At 51.7% G+C, this 17,939-nt stretch carries 13 protein-coding genes; 5 read left to right on the top strand and 8 right to left on the bottom strand.

Annotated features, from left to right (window positions below):
* Positions 1–39 precede the first annotated feature (39 nt).
* The 4 genes from ACYVC2_RS11740 to ACYVC2_RS11725 form a co-directional block, all read right to left on the bottom strand.
* Positions 40–1,473: a TolC family protein gene (locus tag ACYVC2_RS11740; protein WP_461102617.1), complete on the bottom strand. Its 1,434-nt coding sequence runs from the start codon at positions 1,471–1,473 to the stop codon at positions 40–42.
* Positions 1,466–4,675 carry an efflux RND transporter permease subunit gene (locus ACYVC2_RS11735; protein ID WP_461102616.1) on the bottom strand — a complete coding sequence of 1,070 codons (3,210 nt, stop codon included), beginning with the start codon at positions 4,673–4,675 and terminating at the stop codon, positions 1,466–1,468. The genes ACYVC2_RS11740 and ACYVC2_RS11735 overlap by 8 nt, the downstream gene beginning before the upstream one ends.
* Positions 4,676–4,795: 120 nt before the next feature.
* Positions 4,796–5,881 carry an efflux RND transporter periplasmic adaptor subunit gene (locus ACYVC2_RS11730; RefSeq protein ID WP_461102615.1) on the bottom strand — a complete coding sequence of 362 codons (1,086 nt, stop codon included), beginning with the start codon at positions 5,879–5,881 and terminating at the stop codon, positions 4,796–4,798.
* A gap of 76 nt (positions 5,882–5,957) precedes the next feature.
* The gene (locus tag ACYVC2_RS11725) at positions 5,958–6,260 is read right to left on the bottom strand and encodes a hypothetical protein (RefSeq protein ID WP_461102614.1); all 303 of its coding nucleotides are present in this window, start codon (positions 6,258–6,260) and stop codon (positions 5,958–5,960) included.
* Positions 6,261–6,851: 591 nt separating this feature from the next.
* On the opposite strand from ACYVC2_RS11725, the gene ACYVC2_RS11720 reads away from it, so the two are divergent.
* Complete coding sequence (locus ACYVC2_RS11720; RefSeq protein ID WP_461102613.1) at positions 6,852–7,850, top strand: glycoside hydrolase family 43 protein; 999 nt, start codon at positions 6,852–6,854, stop codon at positions 7,848–7,850.
* 39 nt (positions 7,851–7,889) lie between these two features.
* Here ACYVC2_RS11720 and ACYVC2_RS11715 read toward each other — a convergent pair whose 3' ends face one another.
* Together ACYVC2_RS11715 and ACYVC2_RS11710 are read right to left on the bottom strand one after the other, a co-directional pair.
* Entirely contained in the window at positions 7,890–9,248 is a 1,359-nt protein-coding gene (locus ACYVC2_RS11715) for a sensor histidine kinase (RefSeq protein ID WP_461102612.1), read from the bottom strand.
* A 123-nt stretch (positions 9,249–9,371) separates the two neighbouring features.
* Positions 9,372–10,043 (bottom strand): response regulator transcription factor, encoded by a 672-nt coding sequence (locus ACYVC2_RS11710; protein ID WP_461102611.1) that lies wholly within the window; start codon positions 10,041–10,043, stop codon positions 9,372–9,374.
* Between the two features lie 222 nt (positions 10,044–10,265).
* Between ACYVC2_RS11710 and ACYVC2_RS11705 the strand changes: the two genes are divergently transcribed.
* Positions 10,266–12,410 carry a xanthine dehydrogenase family protein molybdopterin-binding subunit gene (locus ACYVC2_RS11705; protein WP_461102610.1) on the top strand — a complete coding sequence of 715 codons (2,145 nt, stop codon included), beginning with the start codon at positions 10,266–10,268 and terminating at the stop codon, positions 12,408–12,410.
* A 38-nt stretch (positions 12,411–12,448) separates the two neighbouring features.
* Here the strand turns inward: ACYVC2_RS11705 and ACYVC2_RS11700 are convergent, their stop codons facing one another.
* On the bottom strand, positions 12,449–13,375 hold the full coding sequence (locus tag ACYVC2_RS11700) for an EamA family transporter (RefSeq protein WP_461102609.1): 927 nt from the start codon (positions 13,373–13,375) through the stop codon (positions 12,449–12,451).
* 102 nt (positions 13,376–13,477) lie between these two features.
* Here ACYVC2_RS11700 and ACYVC2_RS11695 point away from each other — a divergent pair, with 102 nt between their 5' ends.
* Together ACYVC2_RS11695 and ACYVC2_RS11690 are read left to right on the top strand one after the other, a co-directional pair.
* Positions 13,478–14,122, top strand: a complete 645-nt coding sequence (locus tag ACYVC2_RS11695; protein ID WP_461102608.1) for a CGNR zinc finger domain-containing protein — start codon at positions 13,478–13,480, stop codon at positions 14,120–14,122.
* An 88-nt stretch (positions 14,123–14,210) separates the two neighbouring features.
* On the top strand, positions 14,211–15,179 hold the full coding sequence (locus ACYVC2_RS11690; RefSeq protein ID WP_461102607.1) for a hypothetical protein: 969 nt from the start codon (positions 14,211–14,213) through the stop codon (positions 15,177–15,179).
* 32 nt (positions 15,180–15,211) lie between these two features.
* Here ACYVC2_RS11690 and ACYVC2_RS11685 read toward each other — a convergent pair whose 3' ends face one another.
* Entirely contained in the window at positions 15,212–15,646 is a 435-nt protein-coding gene (locus tag ACYVC2_RS11685) for a hypothetical protein (RefSeq protein WP_461102606.1), read from the bottom strand.
* A gap of 482 nt (positions 15,647–16,128) precedes the next feature.
* Here ACYVC2_RS11685 and ACYVC2_RS11680 point away from each other — a divergent pair, with 482 nt between their 5' ends.
* Entirely contained in the window at positions 16,129–17,925 is a 1,797-nt protein-coding gene (locus ACYVC2_RS11680) for a hypothetical protein (RefSeq protein WP_461102605.1), read from the top strand.
* Positions 17,926–17,939 lie beyond the last annotated feature (14 nt).

Genomic DNA, 17,939 nt, shown 5'->3' with positions numbered 1-17,939 from the left:
CCTGCGGTTTTTTACTGCTTATAAATCAGTCGGCTGAGCTTATTTCCAGCCGCCACCCAATGCGCGGTAGGCATTGATCTGGGCGTTTAACTGCTGCATTCGGGTTTCGATGAGTTCCATACGGGCTTCCAGTACATCGCGCTGGGTCAGCAGGACCTCCATGTAGTCGGCGCGGGCCGACGTGAACAACCTCAGCGAGATATTGGTCGACTGCGTCAGCGCCTGCACCTGGTTATTTTTCATGGTGTACTTCTGGCTCAGGTTATTGATGTTCGACAGTTGGTTGACCACTTCGATGTAAGCGTTCAGCACCGTTTTTTCGTAATTATAAACGGCCTGTATCTGCTTGGCATTGGCACTTTTATAGGTAGCGGTGATGGCATTTTTGTTGACAATGGGGCCTACTAAATCGCCCAGTAGCGAAGCCACCAGCGATTCGGGCGTATACACCAGATACAACGGATTGTAAGCCATGATACCCAGAAAGCCGCTCAGATTCAGCGACGGGTAGAAGTTGGCCCGGGCTACCGTAACGTCCAGTTTGGCCGCTTCCAGACTCCATTCGGCCTGTTTGATATCGGGCCGGTTCGCCAACAGCTGCGACGGAACCCCCGCCGAAATAGTAACCGGATTCAGGTCGTTGAAGCCCTGCGAACTCCGCTGCACACGTTGTGGGAACCGCCCCACCAGGAAGTTGATCCGGTTTTCCGTTTCGACGATCTTCTGTTGAATTTCGTACTGGAGACTCTGGGTTTTGTATACCTCGGCTTCGAACCGGCGCACCGCCAGCTCGGTTACCTTGGCGGCTTCCTTTTCCTGCCGGGTGATATTCAGCGCGTTGTTCAGGATGACGATGTTCCGCTGGATGATCTCCAACTGATTGTCATAGCCCATCAGCTCGTAATACGAATTGGCGATCTCGGCCACCAGATTCGTGACCTGGAAGTTTTTCCCTTCGATGGACGCCAGATAACTGGATACGGCCGATTTTTTGGAGTTTCGCAGTTTGCGCCAGATATCGACCTCCCAACTGGCGGTGGCCCCAAAATACAGATTCGGTAACACCTCGGGGGTTTCGACGCCCGGCCGGATTTCCGTCGCTGCGTCGGCAGCCCCCTGACTCGTATACCGGGATACCTTGTCGATACCGGCTCCCCCGCCCAGGGTGACAAAGGGTCGGTAGGCCCCGGCCCGGGCCAATACCTCGTTGTTGGAAATCTGAATTTCCTGCAACGTAATATTGAGTTCCTGGTTGTTGAACAAAGCCGTGTCGATCAGGGCAACCAGGTTGGGGTCGGTGAAGAATTGTCGCCAGCTCGTCTTGCCGGTATTGGTGGTATCCTGCGAGTCGTAATAACTCGCCGGCACGGATTTGTTCTCGGTTTTCTGAACCAGGCGTGGGACACTACAGGCCGCACTGAACAGGGCAAGGAGAGTGATTCCCGCCCCATTCACGATTCGTTTCTTAATCATTGACTTCACTTGCTTCAGGTTGTGGGAAATGGTCTACGGAATGAACCAGGTTTTCGGTCAGCGGATCATCTTCTTCGTCTCTGATCATCTTTCTGCCATCGGCCAGACTACCAAATATGTAGTATAATCCGGGGATAATGACGACCCCGAAAATGGTTCCGAACAACATTCCTCCCAGGGCCGAAGCACCGATGGTCCGGTTACCGATAGCCCCGGCACCCGTGGCAATAATGAGCGGAATCAGCCCGGCGACGAACGCGAAGGAGGTCATCAGGATAGGCCGGAAACGGACCTTCGCTCCTTCGATGGCCGCGTTCAGTATCGTTTCGCCCTGCTGGCGCTTCTGCACGGCAAATTCCACGATCAGTACGGCGTTTTTACCCAACAGACCCACCAGCATGATCAGCCCGATCTGGGCGTAGATGTTGTTCTCCAGTCCCATCAGCTTCAGCAGCAGAAACGAACCGAATACCCCAACCGGCAGCGAGAATACAACCGCCAGCGGAATGATGAAGCTTTCGTACTGAGCGGCCAGCACCAGGTACACGAAGGCTACCACGATCAGGAACACGTACAGGGTTTCGTTGCCCCGAATCGACTCGTCGTAAGAAAGCCCTTCGAATGCGATGTCGTACCCTTTAGGCAGCGTCTTGGCGGCAACTTCCCGGATGGCCTGGATAGCATCGGCCGTGGTGAAGCCCTTGGCCGGCTGCCCCTGAATAGCCGCTGAGTTGTACAGGTTGAACCGGGTAATCTCGTTGGGACCCTGTCCTTTTTTCAGCGTCATGAAGGACGAATACGGTACCATTTCGCCCGCATCGTTTTTCACAAACAGCTTCAGCAGATCGGAAGGAAGTCGCCGGAAGCTCGGATCGGCCTGCACGTATACTTTGAAGAACTGGTTGAACTTGATGAACCCTTGTTCGTACGTACTACCGATCATGATGTTCAGGTTGTCCATCGCTTTGCCGATCGACACGCCTTTCTGCATAGCCAGGTTATTGTCGATCTCCAGTTCGTACTGCGGATAGTTGGCGGCAAAGAAGGAGAACAACGCCGTCAGCTCTTTGCGTTTGGCCAGGTTATCCATGAATTCTTTCTGAATTTTATCGAACTCATGATAATCTGTATCGGTGTTTTTGTCCAGCAGACGCATCGAAAAACCGCCCGACGTACCAAAGCCAGGAATGGCCGGTGGTTCGAAGAACTCGACCGTGGCACCGAGCCCTTTGGATTTCTCCTCCAGCTCTTCCATAATTTCCTTCACGTTCTTATCCCGTTCCGACCAGGACTTCAGGTTGATCAGACACGTACCCGCGTTAGAACCCCGCCCTTCAGTCATGATCTCGTAACCCGCCAGAGAAGATACCGATTCGATACCCGGCACCTCTTCGCAAATTTTCTGCAGCCGGCGGGATACTTCGTTCGTTTTTTCCAGGGTCGAGCCCGGAGGGGTCTGGATGATCCCGTAAATGGTGCTCTGGTCTTCGTTCGGAATAAAGCCTGCCGGCAGGATCTTATTCTCGTAGGCAATTCCCAGACAGAAACCTCCCAGAATGAGGAACGTAAGGAGCCGGCGGCTAACGATCAATCGCAACAGGCCCACATACCGCCCGGTCAGTTTCTCGAAGCCCCGGTTGAAACTGTCGATCCCCCGGGTCAGCAGGTTTTTCTTTTGCGGATGGCCATGACCATGGTGATTTTTCAACAGCATGGCGCACAACACCGGTGTCAGCGTCAGCGCGATCAGCGCCGAAATGACAATGGAACTGGCCATGGTGATGGAGAACTGCCGGTAGAACGTACCGACCGGCCCCGACATGAAGGAAATCGGCAGGAACACCGATACCATGACGAGGGTAATGGCGATGATGGCACCACTGATTTCGCCCAGCACTTTCCGAACGGCACCGAACGGCGTCAGGTGCGGCTCTTCTTCCATCTTGGCGTGCACGGCCTCTACCACTACAATGGCGTCATCGACCACGATACCGATGGCCAGTACCAGTGCAAAGAGTGTAATCAGGTTGATGGATAGCCCAAACGCCTGAATCACGAAAAACGCTCCGATCAACGATACCGGTACGGCCAGAATCGGAATGAGCGTAGACCGCCAGTCGCCCAGGAAGATGAACACAACCAGCGCTACCAGGATGAACGCATCCCGTAAGGTATCGATTACCTGCTCGATTGACGCATCCAGGAACTTCGATACGTCATAGCTGATCTGGTAATCCATGCCCGGCGGGAACGAGGTTTTCATCACCTCCAGTTTTTTCTTCACCTCTTCGATCACGTCGCTGGCGTTACTGCCGTAGTTTTGCCGCAACACGATAGCGGCCGACGCATGCCCGTCCAGGTTGGAATAAATATCGAAGAATTCGCTTCCCAGCTCGACCCGGGCGATATCCCGCAGGTGAATGCTTTCCCCTTCCGGATTAGCCCGGATAATAATACTCTCGTACTCTTTCGGTTCGCTATACCGCCCTTTGTAGGTAAGCACGTATTCCAGCGACTGAGCCGCAATACCCGAGCTTTGCCCGATCCGGCCGGGGCGACCAATGATACTTTGTTCCCCCAGGGCCTTCATCACTTCTTCTACAGAAATGTTATAAGCCCGCATACGGTCAGGATTCAGCCAGACACGCATGGCATACCGGCGGCTACCCAATATTTGGGCCCTGGCTATACCCCGCGTCCGCTGGATCTCCGGGATCATTTTGACGGTCGCGTAGTTGAACAGGAATTTTTCGTCGATGCTCTTTTCTTTCGAATAGAGGTTGACGTACATCAGCATACTGGGCTGGATCGGGGTGATGATAACCCCTTCCCGTTGCACCAGTTCAGGGAGCAGCGGCATCACCTGGTCTACCCTGGTCTTGACCCTGATGACGGCATCGTTCGGGTCGGTGCCGGGTTCAAAAATGATCCGAAGGGTTGCCTCCCCGGCGCTGGTGGCGTCGGTAGCGATGTAGCGCATATCCTGCACCCCGTTGATGGCCTGTTCCAGCGTGATCAGCGTGGATTTCACCAATACGTCGGCACTGGAACCCGGATAGGCAATAAAGATATTGACGGTCGTAGGGGCAATGTCGGGGAACTGAGAAATAGGTAATTGCTTGATAGCCAGTACGCCGATGAAAACGATCATGACCGAGATCACGATAGCGAATACAGGCCTGCGTATGAATTTACTAAACATATTTTCTGGTTTGAGTAGATGAGTAATGGATAATGAATAATGAATAATGTAAAATGGATAATCGGCTGATAATGAGTAGGTTTTTCATTATGCATTGTCCACTATGCATTATCCATTGATTTACTCGGCGTACAGACTTAGATTGGAAATGACGGCGGCAGGCTCTGTGTACTTGTACTGAATTTTTTGATTTTCGCGCACCTGGCGTAGTCCTTCCAGCAGGATCTTATCATCTTTACTCAATCCCGATTTAATGACGAAAATGTGCGGTAGTTCGGCGGCTAACGTGACCTCCCGCGAGCGAACCTTATTGTCTTTATCCAGCACGTACACGTACTTCTTTTCCAGCACCTCGAAGGTAGCTTTCTGCGGAATGATCAGCGCATGCTTGAGCGGCAGGGTCATCTGGATATTCCCGGTTTCGCCGTGCCGTAAAAGGCCGTTCGGGTTGGGGAAGGTAGCCCGGAACGCAATGTTCCCGGTTTCGTTATTGAAGTCAGCCTCGATGGTTTGAACCACACCCGGGTGATTGAACACTTGGTTGTTGGCCATGAGCAGGTTGACGTGGTTCAGGTTTTCGGCCTGAGCATTGGTTTTGTAGTTCAGGTATTCGGCTTCCGGTACGTTGAAATACACCCACATCTGGCCGTTGTCCGAGAGGGTCGTCAGCAGATCGCCTTCGTCGACGAGGCTACCCAGCCGTACCTGAAAATGGTCCATGATTCCGTCGAACGGCGCGCGTACTTCAGTGAAGCCCAGGTGAACTTTAGCCAGCGATACTTCCGCATTGGCTTTGTCGAGCTTCGCTTTGGCCAGGGCCAGTTCGTTTTTCGAGACGATGTTGCTGTCGGCCAGCGATTTGGTGTTTTTGTACTCAACCCCAACGAAATTGGCTTCGGCTTCGGCTTTCTGCAATTCGGCCTGGTACTGAATGGGCAGAATCTGGAACATAAGCTGCCCTTTTTTGACGTGCTGCCCTTCGTCCACAAAGATTTTCTGCAAATAGCCTTTCTCCAGCGCTCTTAATTCGATGTGCTGGATCGAGCGAATTTGACAGACATACTGATTGGTGATGGTCGTATCTTTCTGGAGTGGACTGGTAACCGAATATTTAACCTCTTCTTCCTTCTCTTCTTCTTGATGGGAACAGCTTGTCATGCTCACCAAAGCAGTACAAAAGCTTACAAACATGAGGATTCTCTTCATTCTCTTTTGTGATTTACACGAACCTGTTTTGATACTGTTTAAGCGGTGGGTTTACCCGGAAAAAATCGAACCTATTTTACTTTAAAGTGGCCCGTTGAATGGCGCCCAGTTGGGCTGGCGGAGCGTTGGGAACCGGCTCCAGCCGGCGGATCAGGCTGTCTTTCTGCAGGTTTGCCCGCTGGCATTCCGAAAGTTGCTGCTGCCATACCGCCTGCTCAACCGGATGAATCGAGTTGTTTAGTTCGACTTCGTAAAGGCTCAGATGGCGGCTTTGTTCATACAGCAAAAACCCATTGAAGGCCAGTGAAAGAGCCAGCGCCAACCCAAAGCCATAAAGCAAAATCGAGGGAAAACTCCGGCGTTGCATGCTTGTGTTCATATTGCTTTGACACAAATCAAGCACCGGGACATTAAAACCGTGTGAAAAGGAAATTAGAAAATATTAGAAAAGTTTAAATCCTTACACGAGTAACTTAGGCAATACATCGGTTTATAGGCGTAAAAGTTGGCTTAAATGAGGTAATTGCGGGATTTATCAAAATTAAAATTTCTTTTAAGAAGTACGTATGTATTCAAAAAGTACTATTTAATATGACGAAGAGCCAAAAAACTAATTAATCCAAGCCGTTCCCTATGAGTTGAAAAAGGCCGACAAGCACAGAAAATTAGGGTGAGTTTCACTCAGGTACTCAGCTAAATTTAAATGAAAATTTAGCCGCGCGATCTGACGCAGCGGGGTCAAATCGAGGTAGCAAGATAGGATTTTCAAATAATGAGGCTTAGTTGCCTGATGTGGTCAGTTCGATAACAGTTGTCTTGTAGTAGCCGGTGGGCGAGCCGTCGAAGAAGACATTTTAAGGGATTTTTATCGCAGAGAAGGGGAGATTGATGCCCCTCGTTTGCTTATCTGCTCAAGCAACGAACGACACGCTTTTCCAGACCTAATCGCCGATATCGGCAATCGTACCTCATGAACAACAAAGCTTTTTTGCTGGCCGCGCTGGGTATGCTGCAAGTGGCTCCGGTTTTTTCGCAGATCCGCGAGCCAGTACTCCGGCAGGACGTACCGCTGGATTCGATTCGGCTGAGCGACCCGGCTATTCTGGCCGACAAAAAAACAGCGACCTATTACATGACCGGCACAGGCGGCTTGTTGTGGAAGGGTAAAGACCTCAAAAAATGGACCGGCCCTTATCGGGTCGCCAAAACCGACCCCGACTCCTGGATGGGCAGGAACCCGATGATCTGGGCGGCCGAATTACACAAGTACAAAGACAAGTACTACTATTTTGCCACTTTTACCAACCGGAAGGTGAAAATCGACACGGTGGAAGGGCGGACCATCGAACGGCGCGCCAGTCATATACTGGTCAGCGATACTCCCGACGGACCGTATGTTCCCATGAAAGACGCTACCTATCTGCCTGCCGACAAACCAACGCTGGATGGCACTTTCTGGGTAGACAAAGACGGGAAACCGTATATGGTATATTGCTATGAGTGGTTGCAAAACCTGAACGGAACCATCGAGAAAATCGAACTCAAGCCTGATCTGAGCGGGTCGGTCGGCGAAGGAAAACTGCTGTTCCGGGCCAGCGAAAGCCCCTGGAGTCGGGAAAAAGCAGGAGACAGGATTGGGCCCAACAAAGTGACGGACGGGCCGTATCTGTTCCGGACCGGCACCGGCCGGCTGGGCATGATCTGGACCAGCTGGATCTACGATGTCTACACGCAGGGGGTTGCCTATTCGAAAAGCGGTACGCTGGATGGCCCCTGGATTCAGGAGCAGGAGCCCATCACCCCGCCCAATTATGGCCACGGCATGCTGTTTCAGACGCTGGACGGCAAATGGCTACTGTCCGTACACAGCCACAAAAGCATCAATACCCGTACGGTACGAATTCCTCACTTATTCGAAGTAGACTTTTCGGGCGATAAGTTAGTCGTCGGTAAACCCTATAATCCGTAGGCTACTCTAGTGGCTGGTAGCTAGTTAACCACTGTCTACTTAACTGGCCTGACTCGGTAACCGGATGGTGACTGTAGTGCCCTGATTGACCTGGGAGTCGATCTGGAGGGTTCCCTGGTGCAGATCGATGATTTTCTGCGTGACGGCCAGGCCAATGCCGTAGCCGGGTACACCCTCTACATTTTTACCCCGGTAAAGCGGGTCCAGGATATAAGTGGCATCGGCTTCCGAGATGCCGCGGCCCTGGTCCGTAACGGTCACGATGATTTGGCCGTCCGTTAACTGTAACTGAACGGATACCGCTTCGCCCGAATATTTGCAGGCATTGTCCAGCACGTTCAGAAAAGCCGTGGTCAGCAGGGCTGCGTTGCCTTTTACCATGAACGATTCATCGGCGCTGGTTCTGAACTGAAGCGGGAAATTGCGGTCCGGGTATTTGGTCTGCACCTGCCCAATGGCGGTCAGCAGGCAGTCGTCCACCTGAACAGCACTCAGCGCCACGGTTCCGTCGGTCACTTTAGCCAGACCCAGTAGCCCATTGGTCAGCGCAATCACTTTTTTTAGTTCTTCGACGGCGACTTCCATGCTGTCGCGCCAGTCGGCCGGATTCTGGTCGTACCGGAGCGAGGTTTCGAGCGTGCCCAGGGTATTGGTGAGTGGGGTGCGCAGTTCGTGGGATGCGTGGGAGACAAAGCTGCGCTGGGAAACAAACGCATCCTCCAGCCGGAAAAGCATCTGGTTGAAGGTCATGGCCAACTGAGCGATTTCATCCTGCCGGTTGCCTTCGTTCACCCGCTTGTGCAGATGAGTGGCGGTAATCTGCTCTACCTCATCTACAATCCGGGAAATAGGCTTCAGCACCCGCCCGGAAAAATACCAGCCGGCCAGTACGATCAGCGCAAACCCCAGGATATTAACCAGCAGGATGATCTGTTGCAGGGCGCTGAGTTTGGCCAGGCCAATACGGTCGTAGCCGGAGGCAAAGATGTAAAACAGTTGGCCCCGGTCGCGGTAGGGAATCACGATGGATTCGAGATGCCCACTCTTAAACTCAAACAGCGGGCGGGTAGCCAGCAACGGAATCTTTTCTTTGTAATAATCCGATTCTTTTAAGGTTCGGTTGGTAAAGACCAGCTTATGTCGGATGTCGAAGATGCTGATCTGCTCATCCACGATGGTGAGCAGGTCCGTACGCACCATATTTTTGAAGAAATCGTCATGCAGGTGCCGACGCGAAATCAGCAAGCGGCCGGCCACACGGGCTTTTCCTTCCAGCCGGCTATAAAATTCCTCCTGCCGATACAGTGAATAGAAATACCATACCAGCAGCGACAGCGTGACCTGGATGGCCATAGCCAGCAACGTAAAGATGATCGTCAGGCGGTTGCGAATGAGCATGGTTAGGTAAACTATAAGAGGTATGAGTTAGGGTGTATGAAGTAGGATGTATGGTGTAGGATGTATGGTACATTCTTCTAATCGCTCCTACATCCTACATCCTACACCATACTTCATACATACTTACCCTTCCCGGAGAACATAACCCGTTCCGACAATGGTATGCAGTAGTTTAGGGGTAAAATTCTTGTCGATCTTTTTTCGTACGTAGCTGATATACACATCGATCACGTTGGTGTTACTATCGAAATTAAGTCCCCAGACCCGTTCGCTCAGCTCCACCCGCGAAATGATTTTGCCTTTGTTGAGCATCAGGTATTCCATCAGGGCGTATTCGCGGGTGGTAAGGTCGATGCGCTCGCCCGCCCGGGTCACGGTCTGGTTATCCAGGTTTACTTCCAGGTCGGCCAGCCGCAGAATATGCCGCTGGCCGGGGCTGTTCCGGCGTGTCAATGCCCTGATTCGCAGGAGCAGTTCCTGAAACTCGAACGGCTTGGCCAGGTAGTCGTCGGCCCCGGCGTTGAAGCCATCCGACTTGTCGGCCAGACTATCCAGCGCCGTGAGCATCAGCACCGGTATGGACTCATTTTCTGACCGGATCGTCCGACACAGGTCGATCCCGTTGATCTGGGGCAGGTTGACATCCAGCAGGATAAGATCGAACGCCCCGTTATGAAACAGCGCCAGGCCAATGCGACCGTCGTAAGCCACTTCGACTTCGTAACCTTCGGCCACCAGACCTTTGCGGATAAAAGAAGCCAACCGCTCTTCGTCTTCAACTAAAAGAATCTTCATGAAAAAGATAAGGGTTGATCCGTACACGTCGTTGCATAGGCTGGCCGACGATCCTGACAATCAGTGTGAACGTTCGGAGTGCATTACCTTGAAACAGCCGAATAAACCGTTCAGCAAATCTTTCTTGTACGTATCCGTCAGAACGTTCAGATTCGCAGTCAGTCTGTTTATTTTTACACAAAGGTAACTAATCGTTTGGTAGCGATGGGGAATAAGCGGGATTTGTCCAGGAGAACCTTTCTGCGGCAGGCGGGCCTGTCGGGCATCTTTTTTTCGATCGGCTGTTACTGGCCTGTCCCCGGAAAAGCCATCGGCGACCTGGTGCCGCTGACGGCGGTCGAAGCGCCGGAAACCGAACTGATGAACTGGATAACTATCGCTCCTTCCGGAAAAGTAACTCTCTTCACGCATCGGTCAGAAATGGGGCAGGGGACCTGGCAGGCAATTCCGCAGATCATTGCCGAGGAACTGGAAGTAAATCTCGACCAGGTGCGGGTTCGGTTTGCGCCCGCCAATCCGAAAAAATATGGTCCCCAACCGCAGGAGGGAAGCTTCTCGATCCGCGGTTGGTATCAGCAGTTGTTGCGCATGGGCGCTTCGGCCCGGGAAATGCTGATCGAAGCAGCCGCCAACCAGTGGGGTGTGCCGGCTGCCGACTGCTACGCGGAAAACGGGCAGGTGCTGCACCGGAGCACCGGAAAAAAACTGGGCTACGGCGCGCTGATCAACGAAGCGGCTCAGCTAAAACCACCCCAGCAGGTTAAGCTGAAACCTCGTAAAGACTACAAACTGATTGGTAAATCCCTGTCTCGAAAAGATATCCCCGCCAAAGTGAACGGGTCCGCCGAATTCGGGCTGGATAAAAAACTGCCGGGCATGCTGTATGCGGTCGTGGAGCGTAACCCGCGGTTCAGAGGAAAAGTAAAACACGTCGATGACTCGGCGACTCGATCCGTCCCGGGTGTAAAGAACGTCCTTAAGGTGCAGCGGGCCGTTTTTGGGCAACTGTATGAGGGCGTAGCGGTCGTGGCCGATTCGCGGTGGGCGGCTATGAAGGGGCGGAAAAAGCTGAAGGTAGAATGGGATGATTCAGGCTTTGAACACCTGAGTTCCGAGCAACTGGTCGTGCGTATGCGGCAGGACCTCGACAACCCAATTCCGTCAGAAGCGTTTGAGTCGGCTCTAAAAAAAGCTTCGGTCAGCCTCGAAGCGTATTATGAACTGCCTTATCAGTCGCACAGCTGCATGGAACCACTCAACTGCACGGCCGACGTCAGGGCCGACCGCGCGATCATTTGGGGCCCCATCCAGGAAGCCAACTCCATCCAGGCCGACCTGAGCGAACGACTGAACATCCCGCCAGATAAGGTCACGGTGAATATGACGTTTCTGGGCGGTGGTTTCGGCCGGAAAGCCTTCCAGGATTATCCGATGGAAGCTGCCCTGCTTTCGAAAGAAATGAAAGCTCCGGTGCAGGTGATGTGGACGCGGGAAGATGACATGAGCGGAGGACCGTTTCGGGGCGGGGCTATGTATCGGTGCCGGGGGGGCGTAGACGCGCAGAAAAAGATTGCCGCTTTTCAACTGATTTCGGCAGGACAGCCGATGGGACCCGGTGAGGACCAAGATGCCAATCCCGAACCGGTAACGGAGAACAAGGGTAGGGCCGCTAGTATGCCCAGTGATTACTATATGTCGATCCCACACTACAGTTTCGGCAGCATCGCTACCCGCTCACCCATCCCGACCATGTGGTGGCGGGCCCCCGTCGCCAATGTGGAAGCTTTTGCCTGCGAAAGTTTTATCGACGAATTGGCGCACCTGGCGTTGCAGGACCCGCTTGAGTTCAGAAAAGCGCACCTGTCGTCTGATCGGTATCAGCTGCTGGTCGATAAACTGGCCGATATCAGCCACTGGCAAACCCGCCGGAAAAACGACGGTTGGGGCGTAGCGATCACCGAATGTAACAGCAGCCTGGTCGGGCAGGTCGTGAAGGTGTCCAGTCGATCGGACAAAAAAATCAAGATCGACAAGGTGTATGCCCTGATAGACTGCGGCTGGTACGTGAGCCCCGATACGATTCGCGCCCAGGTAGAAGGCAGCATCGTTATGGCCCTGGGGGCAGCAGTCAACCACGCCACGCATTTTGAGGATGGAAAAGCGGTTGAAACTAATTTCAATACCTACGCCATGCCACGTATCGACGAAATTCCCCCGATCGAGGTGCATATCATGGAGAATAATGAGCCGCCCGGTGGGGTAGGTGAGCCCGGACTACCCGCCTTTGCACCGGCACTATGCAATGCCATTTTCGATCTTACCGGTCAACGCATCCGTAAACTGCCTTTTACGCTGGAACAGGTGTAAGCTCAGCAGGGGCCATTGCCCGGAGGCTGCTCACAGCTTCAGCCCTCAGTCTGCAATTTGCTCAACTGGGTCAGTCCTACACCCGTCAGCACGACGGCTAGCCCCATGAACTGGAGCCCGGAAATTTGCTCACCAGCCACCATCCAGCCAATCAGTACGGCAATGAGAGGATTGATATACGTATGGGTGCTGACGATGGCCGGTGGCTGAACGGTAACCAGCCAGCCAAAAGCAAGATAAGCGACCAGCGACCCGAAAACGATCAGAAAGGCCAGTCCACCCCAGGCGGGCAGTGGCACCGCTTGCGGCACGAAGCCGTTCCACTCGCCATAAACCAACGCCGTCAGTGTCGCGAAAAGCCCGGCCGCTAGAAGCTGAACCGTAGTATGCCAAAGCGTGTAGCGGCCGGGCCTGATCCGCCGGGCCGCAAACAGGGCACCGCTCACCCACAGAACTGCACCCGCCAGAACGAGCGCCATGCCGACCAACTGATCGGTCGATGAGTCTGCATGAGGGGCGTAGGCTGGGGCAAACTGGGCAAACAGGACGATGCCAGCAAAGCCAGTTAGCAGACCGGCAATCATCTTTTTGTCGCTAAAATACAGCTTCCAGCGTGGCCGGTCCAGCAGAACAAACCAGAGCGGCTCCGTCGCTACGATGACGGCTGCGGAGCCGGACGTAATATACTGCTCGGCCACGACGACCAGGCCCGAGCCCCCGACCAGCATCAATATGCCACTGATGGCCAGGTCCCGGACTTCTTCCCGGCTCGGAAAAGCCTGCTCTTTGTAATAGGCGAGCCCGGCCAGTAGCAAGCCCGCAATCAGATACCGGAGGGCCGATATGGTAAACGGCGGAATTGCTTTCAGGGCGTATAGGTTGGCCAGGTAAGTCGTTCCCCAGACGAAATAAACGGCAAAAAAAGCGGGTATCAGCCAGTATCGGGGGGCGGTGGCTTTGTGCATAATATAACCTTTAAAACGCGTTTGAACCGTATGAATCGTACTGAAAAAACTATAACCGGCTAAAGTTGTTTTACTGGTGATAAAATTGTTTACGTTTGGCGCATGGGAAAGGTTAGTACGATTGCCGAAATGGATCTGGCAGGTGGAATCGCCTGTCTAGATTTTGTGAACACGGCCCTCAACGATGACGTGCCAGTAGAGCGGCTCCATAGCTATGCCGATCTGCTGGTACTCTGCCATCGGTTATCGCTGCTGAATACGGATACCCTCATTGCGTTGACGCAAGTAGCCGAACGTAATCCGGAGCAGGCAGAGTTCGTTTTGCTGAAAGCGCGCGAGGTGCGGCAGTCCATGCTGGCTGTATTCGCATCTCTGGCAAACGGGCAGTTGCAACAGGCTACCGAACAGGTTCTGGTTTCCTTCAATAGCCATATCGGGGAAGCACTCGCTCAGAGAGGATTCTCACGACAGGGCGACCGGCTGACACTAAACTGGGAATGTCCCCAGCAGGAACTCCGGCAGGTAGTCTGGGTCTTTAGTTTATCGGCCTATGACCTGCTGACCACCAAAGACCAGCGCCTGATCAAGCAGTGTGGGGCCTGCGCCTGGTTTTTTCTGGACGAAACCAAGAACCATCGCCGGAAGTGGTGTGACATGCAAACCTGCGGCACCAACCAAAAAGCCCGACGTTATTACCAGCGCAGGAAACAGGTTTCTTCTTCGAAAACCCCAGCCATCCGGTTCTGATAAATCGGTAGAGGATAGGAGGATCGGTTCCGGCCGGAAACATGTCACGTCAAGTGGTCAGTGAAAAAGGACGTTTCAACCCGTTACAATGGTAATAGTCTGGTTTATAGCCTTGAGTCTGATGGCGGCCGGGGTCTTTCTGCTTATCCGGGGCATTGAACAAATCCAGCGGTCGGTAGGTGGCCCCGTTCTGCTCAAGCTGCCCATGACCCAGAAAAGCGGACTGTTTGTCGTTTCGCATACGGGTGATTATGCCATCTGGCAATCGGGAAGTAGGTTACAGCGGGTGCCCGTGAAGATGCCGGTGCCAGTCATCACCGACCAGCATACTGGTCAAACGATCAGGGTAGAGCCGATCTTCTCGCGCGTGCGGGTAAACAGTGGTAGCGAGGGGCGCATCCAGCTATTTACATTCTGGGCCAAAGTCGGAAACTACGAACTCGAGTGGCCTACGGTTGACACTACGTTCCACACCGAATCTCCCTATTTTCTCGACATACGGGAACGAAAACCGGGCTATCTACTGGTTCTAGGCATCCTGATTGTGCTACTGGCTGCAACCTGCCTCATCGGGGGCTGGTATTGCCGGTCTTTGCCAACTATGCCGGCTGGTTTTGAATCCATAAGCCGAACGTTAATCGTCCCTGACATGAAACCTGGTTTAACTAATCTGATCTTTTTCCTGCTGCTCGTGCCTATGAGTTGTCAGAACACCGTATCGCCTACCAATGATCTCGATCAGGCCAGGGAATGGTTCAATGGGAAATGGAACATGACGGCTGTATCCAGCATGATCCTCAATCCGACAGTACCGAATGTTCAGCTCATCGTGGATAATAACCAAATTGTTGTGATTCAGGATGGTAAGCAAACTGGTCTCGTCGATTTCGAGATAATGAAAACGGCTTACAACCTGCAACTTATCACGAATGCGCAGCCCAGAGCTGCTAATTGGTATGTGCGGAACCCGGCTTTACAAATCGCCAGAAATCGGCTGTTTCTGGATGCGGGCGTGGCCGTCGATGGACCTGGATTCACCTTTGAACGGATAAAATGAGGCTTTACCACAAAAATCACAGCGTCATACGGTTACAGCAGTTGATTTCGCTTTCGTAATTGCCGGCGTAAATGAATAACCGTAGCACTAATCATAATCAGCCCACACGACCCGAGTAAGGCCAGCAGCCCGGAGGGAGCAGTGACTGTTCCTTCGGCTAAAACAGCCCGATCCCGGTGCCCATCGTAGTAGACGAAAAGACTATCCTGGGTAGCGGTCTTTTGGAAATATTGGTTTGAACACGGTAAAACATAGTGCTTTCCGTGAAGCTGAACATAAATTTTATTCGGGAACCGCACCGTACCCCATCCTTTCTGCCTACCCACCACCGGCATGTTTATGAGAGGGCTGTGTTGCTGGCTGTAGGCATCCGCTTCGTAAGCTGCATTGATTTTATAAGCAATAAAGGGCAGTGAGCCACCCAGCAGGATCAGAAACAGGTAGTTGAACCACTTCGTTAGCGGCATTATTGGGTATGTAGAAAAGTTGGTATACCGCGGTGTGCGGGTTGAATTCGGTATCTAAACGGTTTGAAAAGTCTTTTTTCTCACATTTTTACCCGAACACGAACCGACATGGGCTCACCGATGCGGGTGGCTATCTGAGCGTTATAGGCGAATATCGAATAAGGCTACCATTGGCTCGCCTTTTCGCTGATGGCCCTGGGTTACAGGCTGGATTACAGACAGATCCGGCCTTCTTCATGCTCCTGATTTATACACCTCGACTCCGGCTACTGAGCTGAATTCAGTTAGATCGACACTAGCTCGTGGGTAAAACTATATCTGCTTATTAAAACTCCTTTTTTGTGTTATTTTCTAACAATGCCATAAACAGCCAGTTGATAATTTTAACGGCGCTACAGGCCAGCATTTTAGAGCGACTTACAAAAATTCATCAAAATAATTTTGTTTGTGACAATCGCTCAGGAAAATAGTTCAGGCGTAACATGGTAAAAAACGGGCAGGAAATTTCACTAAGTAGGGTACAGCATCCGGTAAATAATCATCAGAATAAAAACTCGACTATATGGTATTTGGCGCTCGCCATTCTTATTTGCATTCATGGGTGGATCGTATATCGCTTTGCCCTAAATATACCATTTCTAGATGACTATACTTTCGTCATCGATATACTAGCTTTAAAAGGAAAAAATTTTGGACTCAATCAGGTAATTTATGCAATATTTTCCCCGCACGGTCCGCATACGGAGCATATGATTGTCTTCGGTAGAATGGCGGCTATTTTTGATTATCTGATCGAGGGAGAATTAAATTTTAGAACCCTCTTTTTCGTAGGCAATACAACCTTAATTTTAACCATAGGTTTGCTTTACTATGCCGCTCGTAAAGCGGGCCTGGCGGGCTGGAAACTTTTGCCTATTGCTCTATTGATTCTACAACCACAATATTACGAAAACACGACTACCTGGGCTATCTGTGCGCTTCAGCATATACCTGCCCTGTTCTTCGCGTTCGTAGCCTTTTATTTTTTAGCTCATCCCGCCTTTACCCGTAGTTTTCTTAGTTATCCAGCTGCCCTGATTGCCCTTTTCTCAAATGGCAATGGCGTGGCAGTTCTTATGGCGGGTTTTGTAATACTCCTGATCAGTAGTCAGTATAAACGTTTAGCTTATTGGGTGCTTTTTTCAGCCATTTCTTATTTCGTCTTTTACCATCTTACTCACGTTATTCAGTCCACACCTGCACGTATAAATACGATACATTTCCTGCGAATAATAGGTGGATTTTTTTTAATAAATGGGTCGATGGGGCTTCTCTTTACGCAGTCACTACCTGAACTGAGTTTACTGGGTATACTGATAAGCTTATTTCTGGCCATAGTAGTGTGCATTGGTGTCATTCAGCTACCCACATTTTTTCTGCGGTCGAAGCCTGTATTTAAATTTTTTCAGCGAAGAATTCGCCGATGGACAAAGCCCTCTGATGGTAGAGTTTCACTTTTTCTGACAGGCTGCTATGTGTATCTGCTCCTGACTATTATTGGTATTGCTTTTGCCAGAAGTGATGGCTGGCATTATGGTTTATTGGTGCCCAGGTTTATTTGGTTTACAACGATGCTGGTGGTAGTGGGTTATTTAATCCTACTGCTCCTTTTAAAGCCTGACTACCAGCTACGTGTCGGCCGTAGTGTTTTAGTTTTAAGTTTGTTTTTTAATGGATGGTCTTATTGGGTCAATCTGGACGAAGTGACCAATGTGCATAAGTCGTTGAACAGCGATCTGCATAACTGGCGAGAAAATCAATTGCTGATAACCATGCCTGCCGGTCAGCGTACGTACGACAAATTTTATAGTCAGATACTGGGAGAGGCAATTAAAGAAGGCGTTTATAGGCTGCCTGAGCCTCAGTTCGAATCAGCCCTGGTTTCAACCCAGGAGTATACCGACAATCCCCTGAAACTGATCGAAAAAGATAGCACTTTCAAACAGGGCGAGCGTAAGCATGAGCAGTTAACCCTGACAAGGAACCCCACCCAAAACTGGAAACAGGCTTATTTACTGCTGCGGTCACGGCAACATACGTTCGTTTGGCCCGTCGATCAGAGTCGCTATAAACTGGCCTATTTTTTACAGAATGGCGATCCAGTGCCACCGGGTGAAGTGGCTACGATATTTTTAGACATGCTCCCGAAAGCTTCCTACCAAGTGGGCATTCTGTACGAGGTGGATTCGCACTGGGAAGCCGCTTATAGTCGGGAAGTCATTCCTGTCAAACAGCGCTAATTGAAGCGTAGTAG

Source organism: Spirosoma koreense, from assembly GCF_054777875.1.
This window is presented reverse-complemented; position numbering and strand designations above follow the sequence as displayed.

Bases quoted from the DNA above. Each gene is read 5' to 3' on its own strand.
- ACYVC2_RS11720 (WP_461102613.1), top strand. From the start codon at position 6,852: ATGAACAACAAAGCTTTTTTGCTGGCCGCGCTGGGTATGCTGCAAGTG.
- ACYVC2_RS11725 (WP_461102614.1), bottom strand. From the start codon at position 6,260: ATGAACACAAGCATGCAACGCCGGAGTTTTCCCTCGATTTTGCTTTAT.
- ACYVC2_RS11690 (WP_461102607.1), top strand. From the start codon at position 14,211: ATGGTAATAGTCTGGTTTATAGCCTTGAGTCTGATGGCGGCCGGGGTC.
- ACYVC2_RS11710 (WP_461102611.1), bottom strand. From the start codon at position 10,043: ATGAAGATTCTTTTAGTTGAAGACGAAGAGCGGTTGGCTTCTTTTATC.
- ACYVC2_RS11740 (WP_461102617.1), bottom strand. From the start codon at position 1,473: ATGATTAAGAAACGAATCGTGAATGGGGCGGGAATCACTCTCCTTGCC.
- ACYVC2_RS11715 (WP_461102612.1), bottom strand. From the start codon at position 9,248: ATGCTCATTCGCAACCGCCTGACGATCATCTTTACGTTGCTGGCTATG.
- ACYVC2_RS11700 (WP_461102609.1), bottom strand. From the start codon at position 13,375: ATGCACAAAGCCACCGCCCCCCGATACTGGCTGATACCCGCTTTTTTT.
- ACYVC2_RS11685 (WP_461102606.1), bottom strand. From the start codon at position 15,646: ATGCCGCTAACGAAGTGGTTCAACTACCTGTTTCTGATCCTGCTGGGT.
- ACYVC2_RS11680 (WP_461102605.1), top strand. From the start codon at position 16,129: ATGGTAAAAAACGGGCAGGAAATTTCACTAAGTAGGGTACAGCATCCG.
- ACYVC2_RS11735 (WP_461102616.1), bottom strand. From the start codon at position 4,675: ATGTTTAGTAAATTCATACGCAGGCCTGTATTCGCTATCGTGATCTCG.
- ACYVC2_RS11695 (WP_461102608.1), top strand. From the start codon at position 13,478: ATGGGAAAGGTTAGTACGATTGCCGAAATGGATCTGGCAGGTGGAATC.
- ACYVC2_RS11730 (WP_461102615.1), bottom strand. From the start codon at position 5,881: ATGAAGAGAATCCTCATGTTTGTAAGCTTTTGTACTGCTTTGGTGAGC.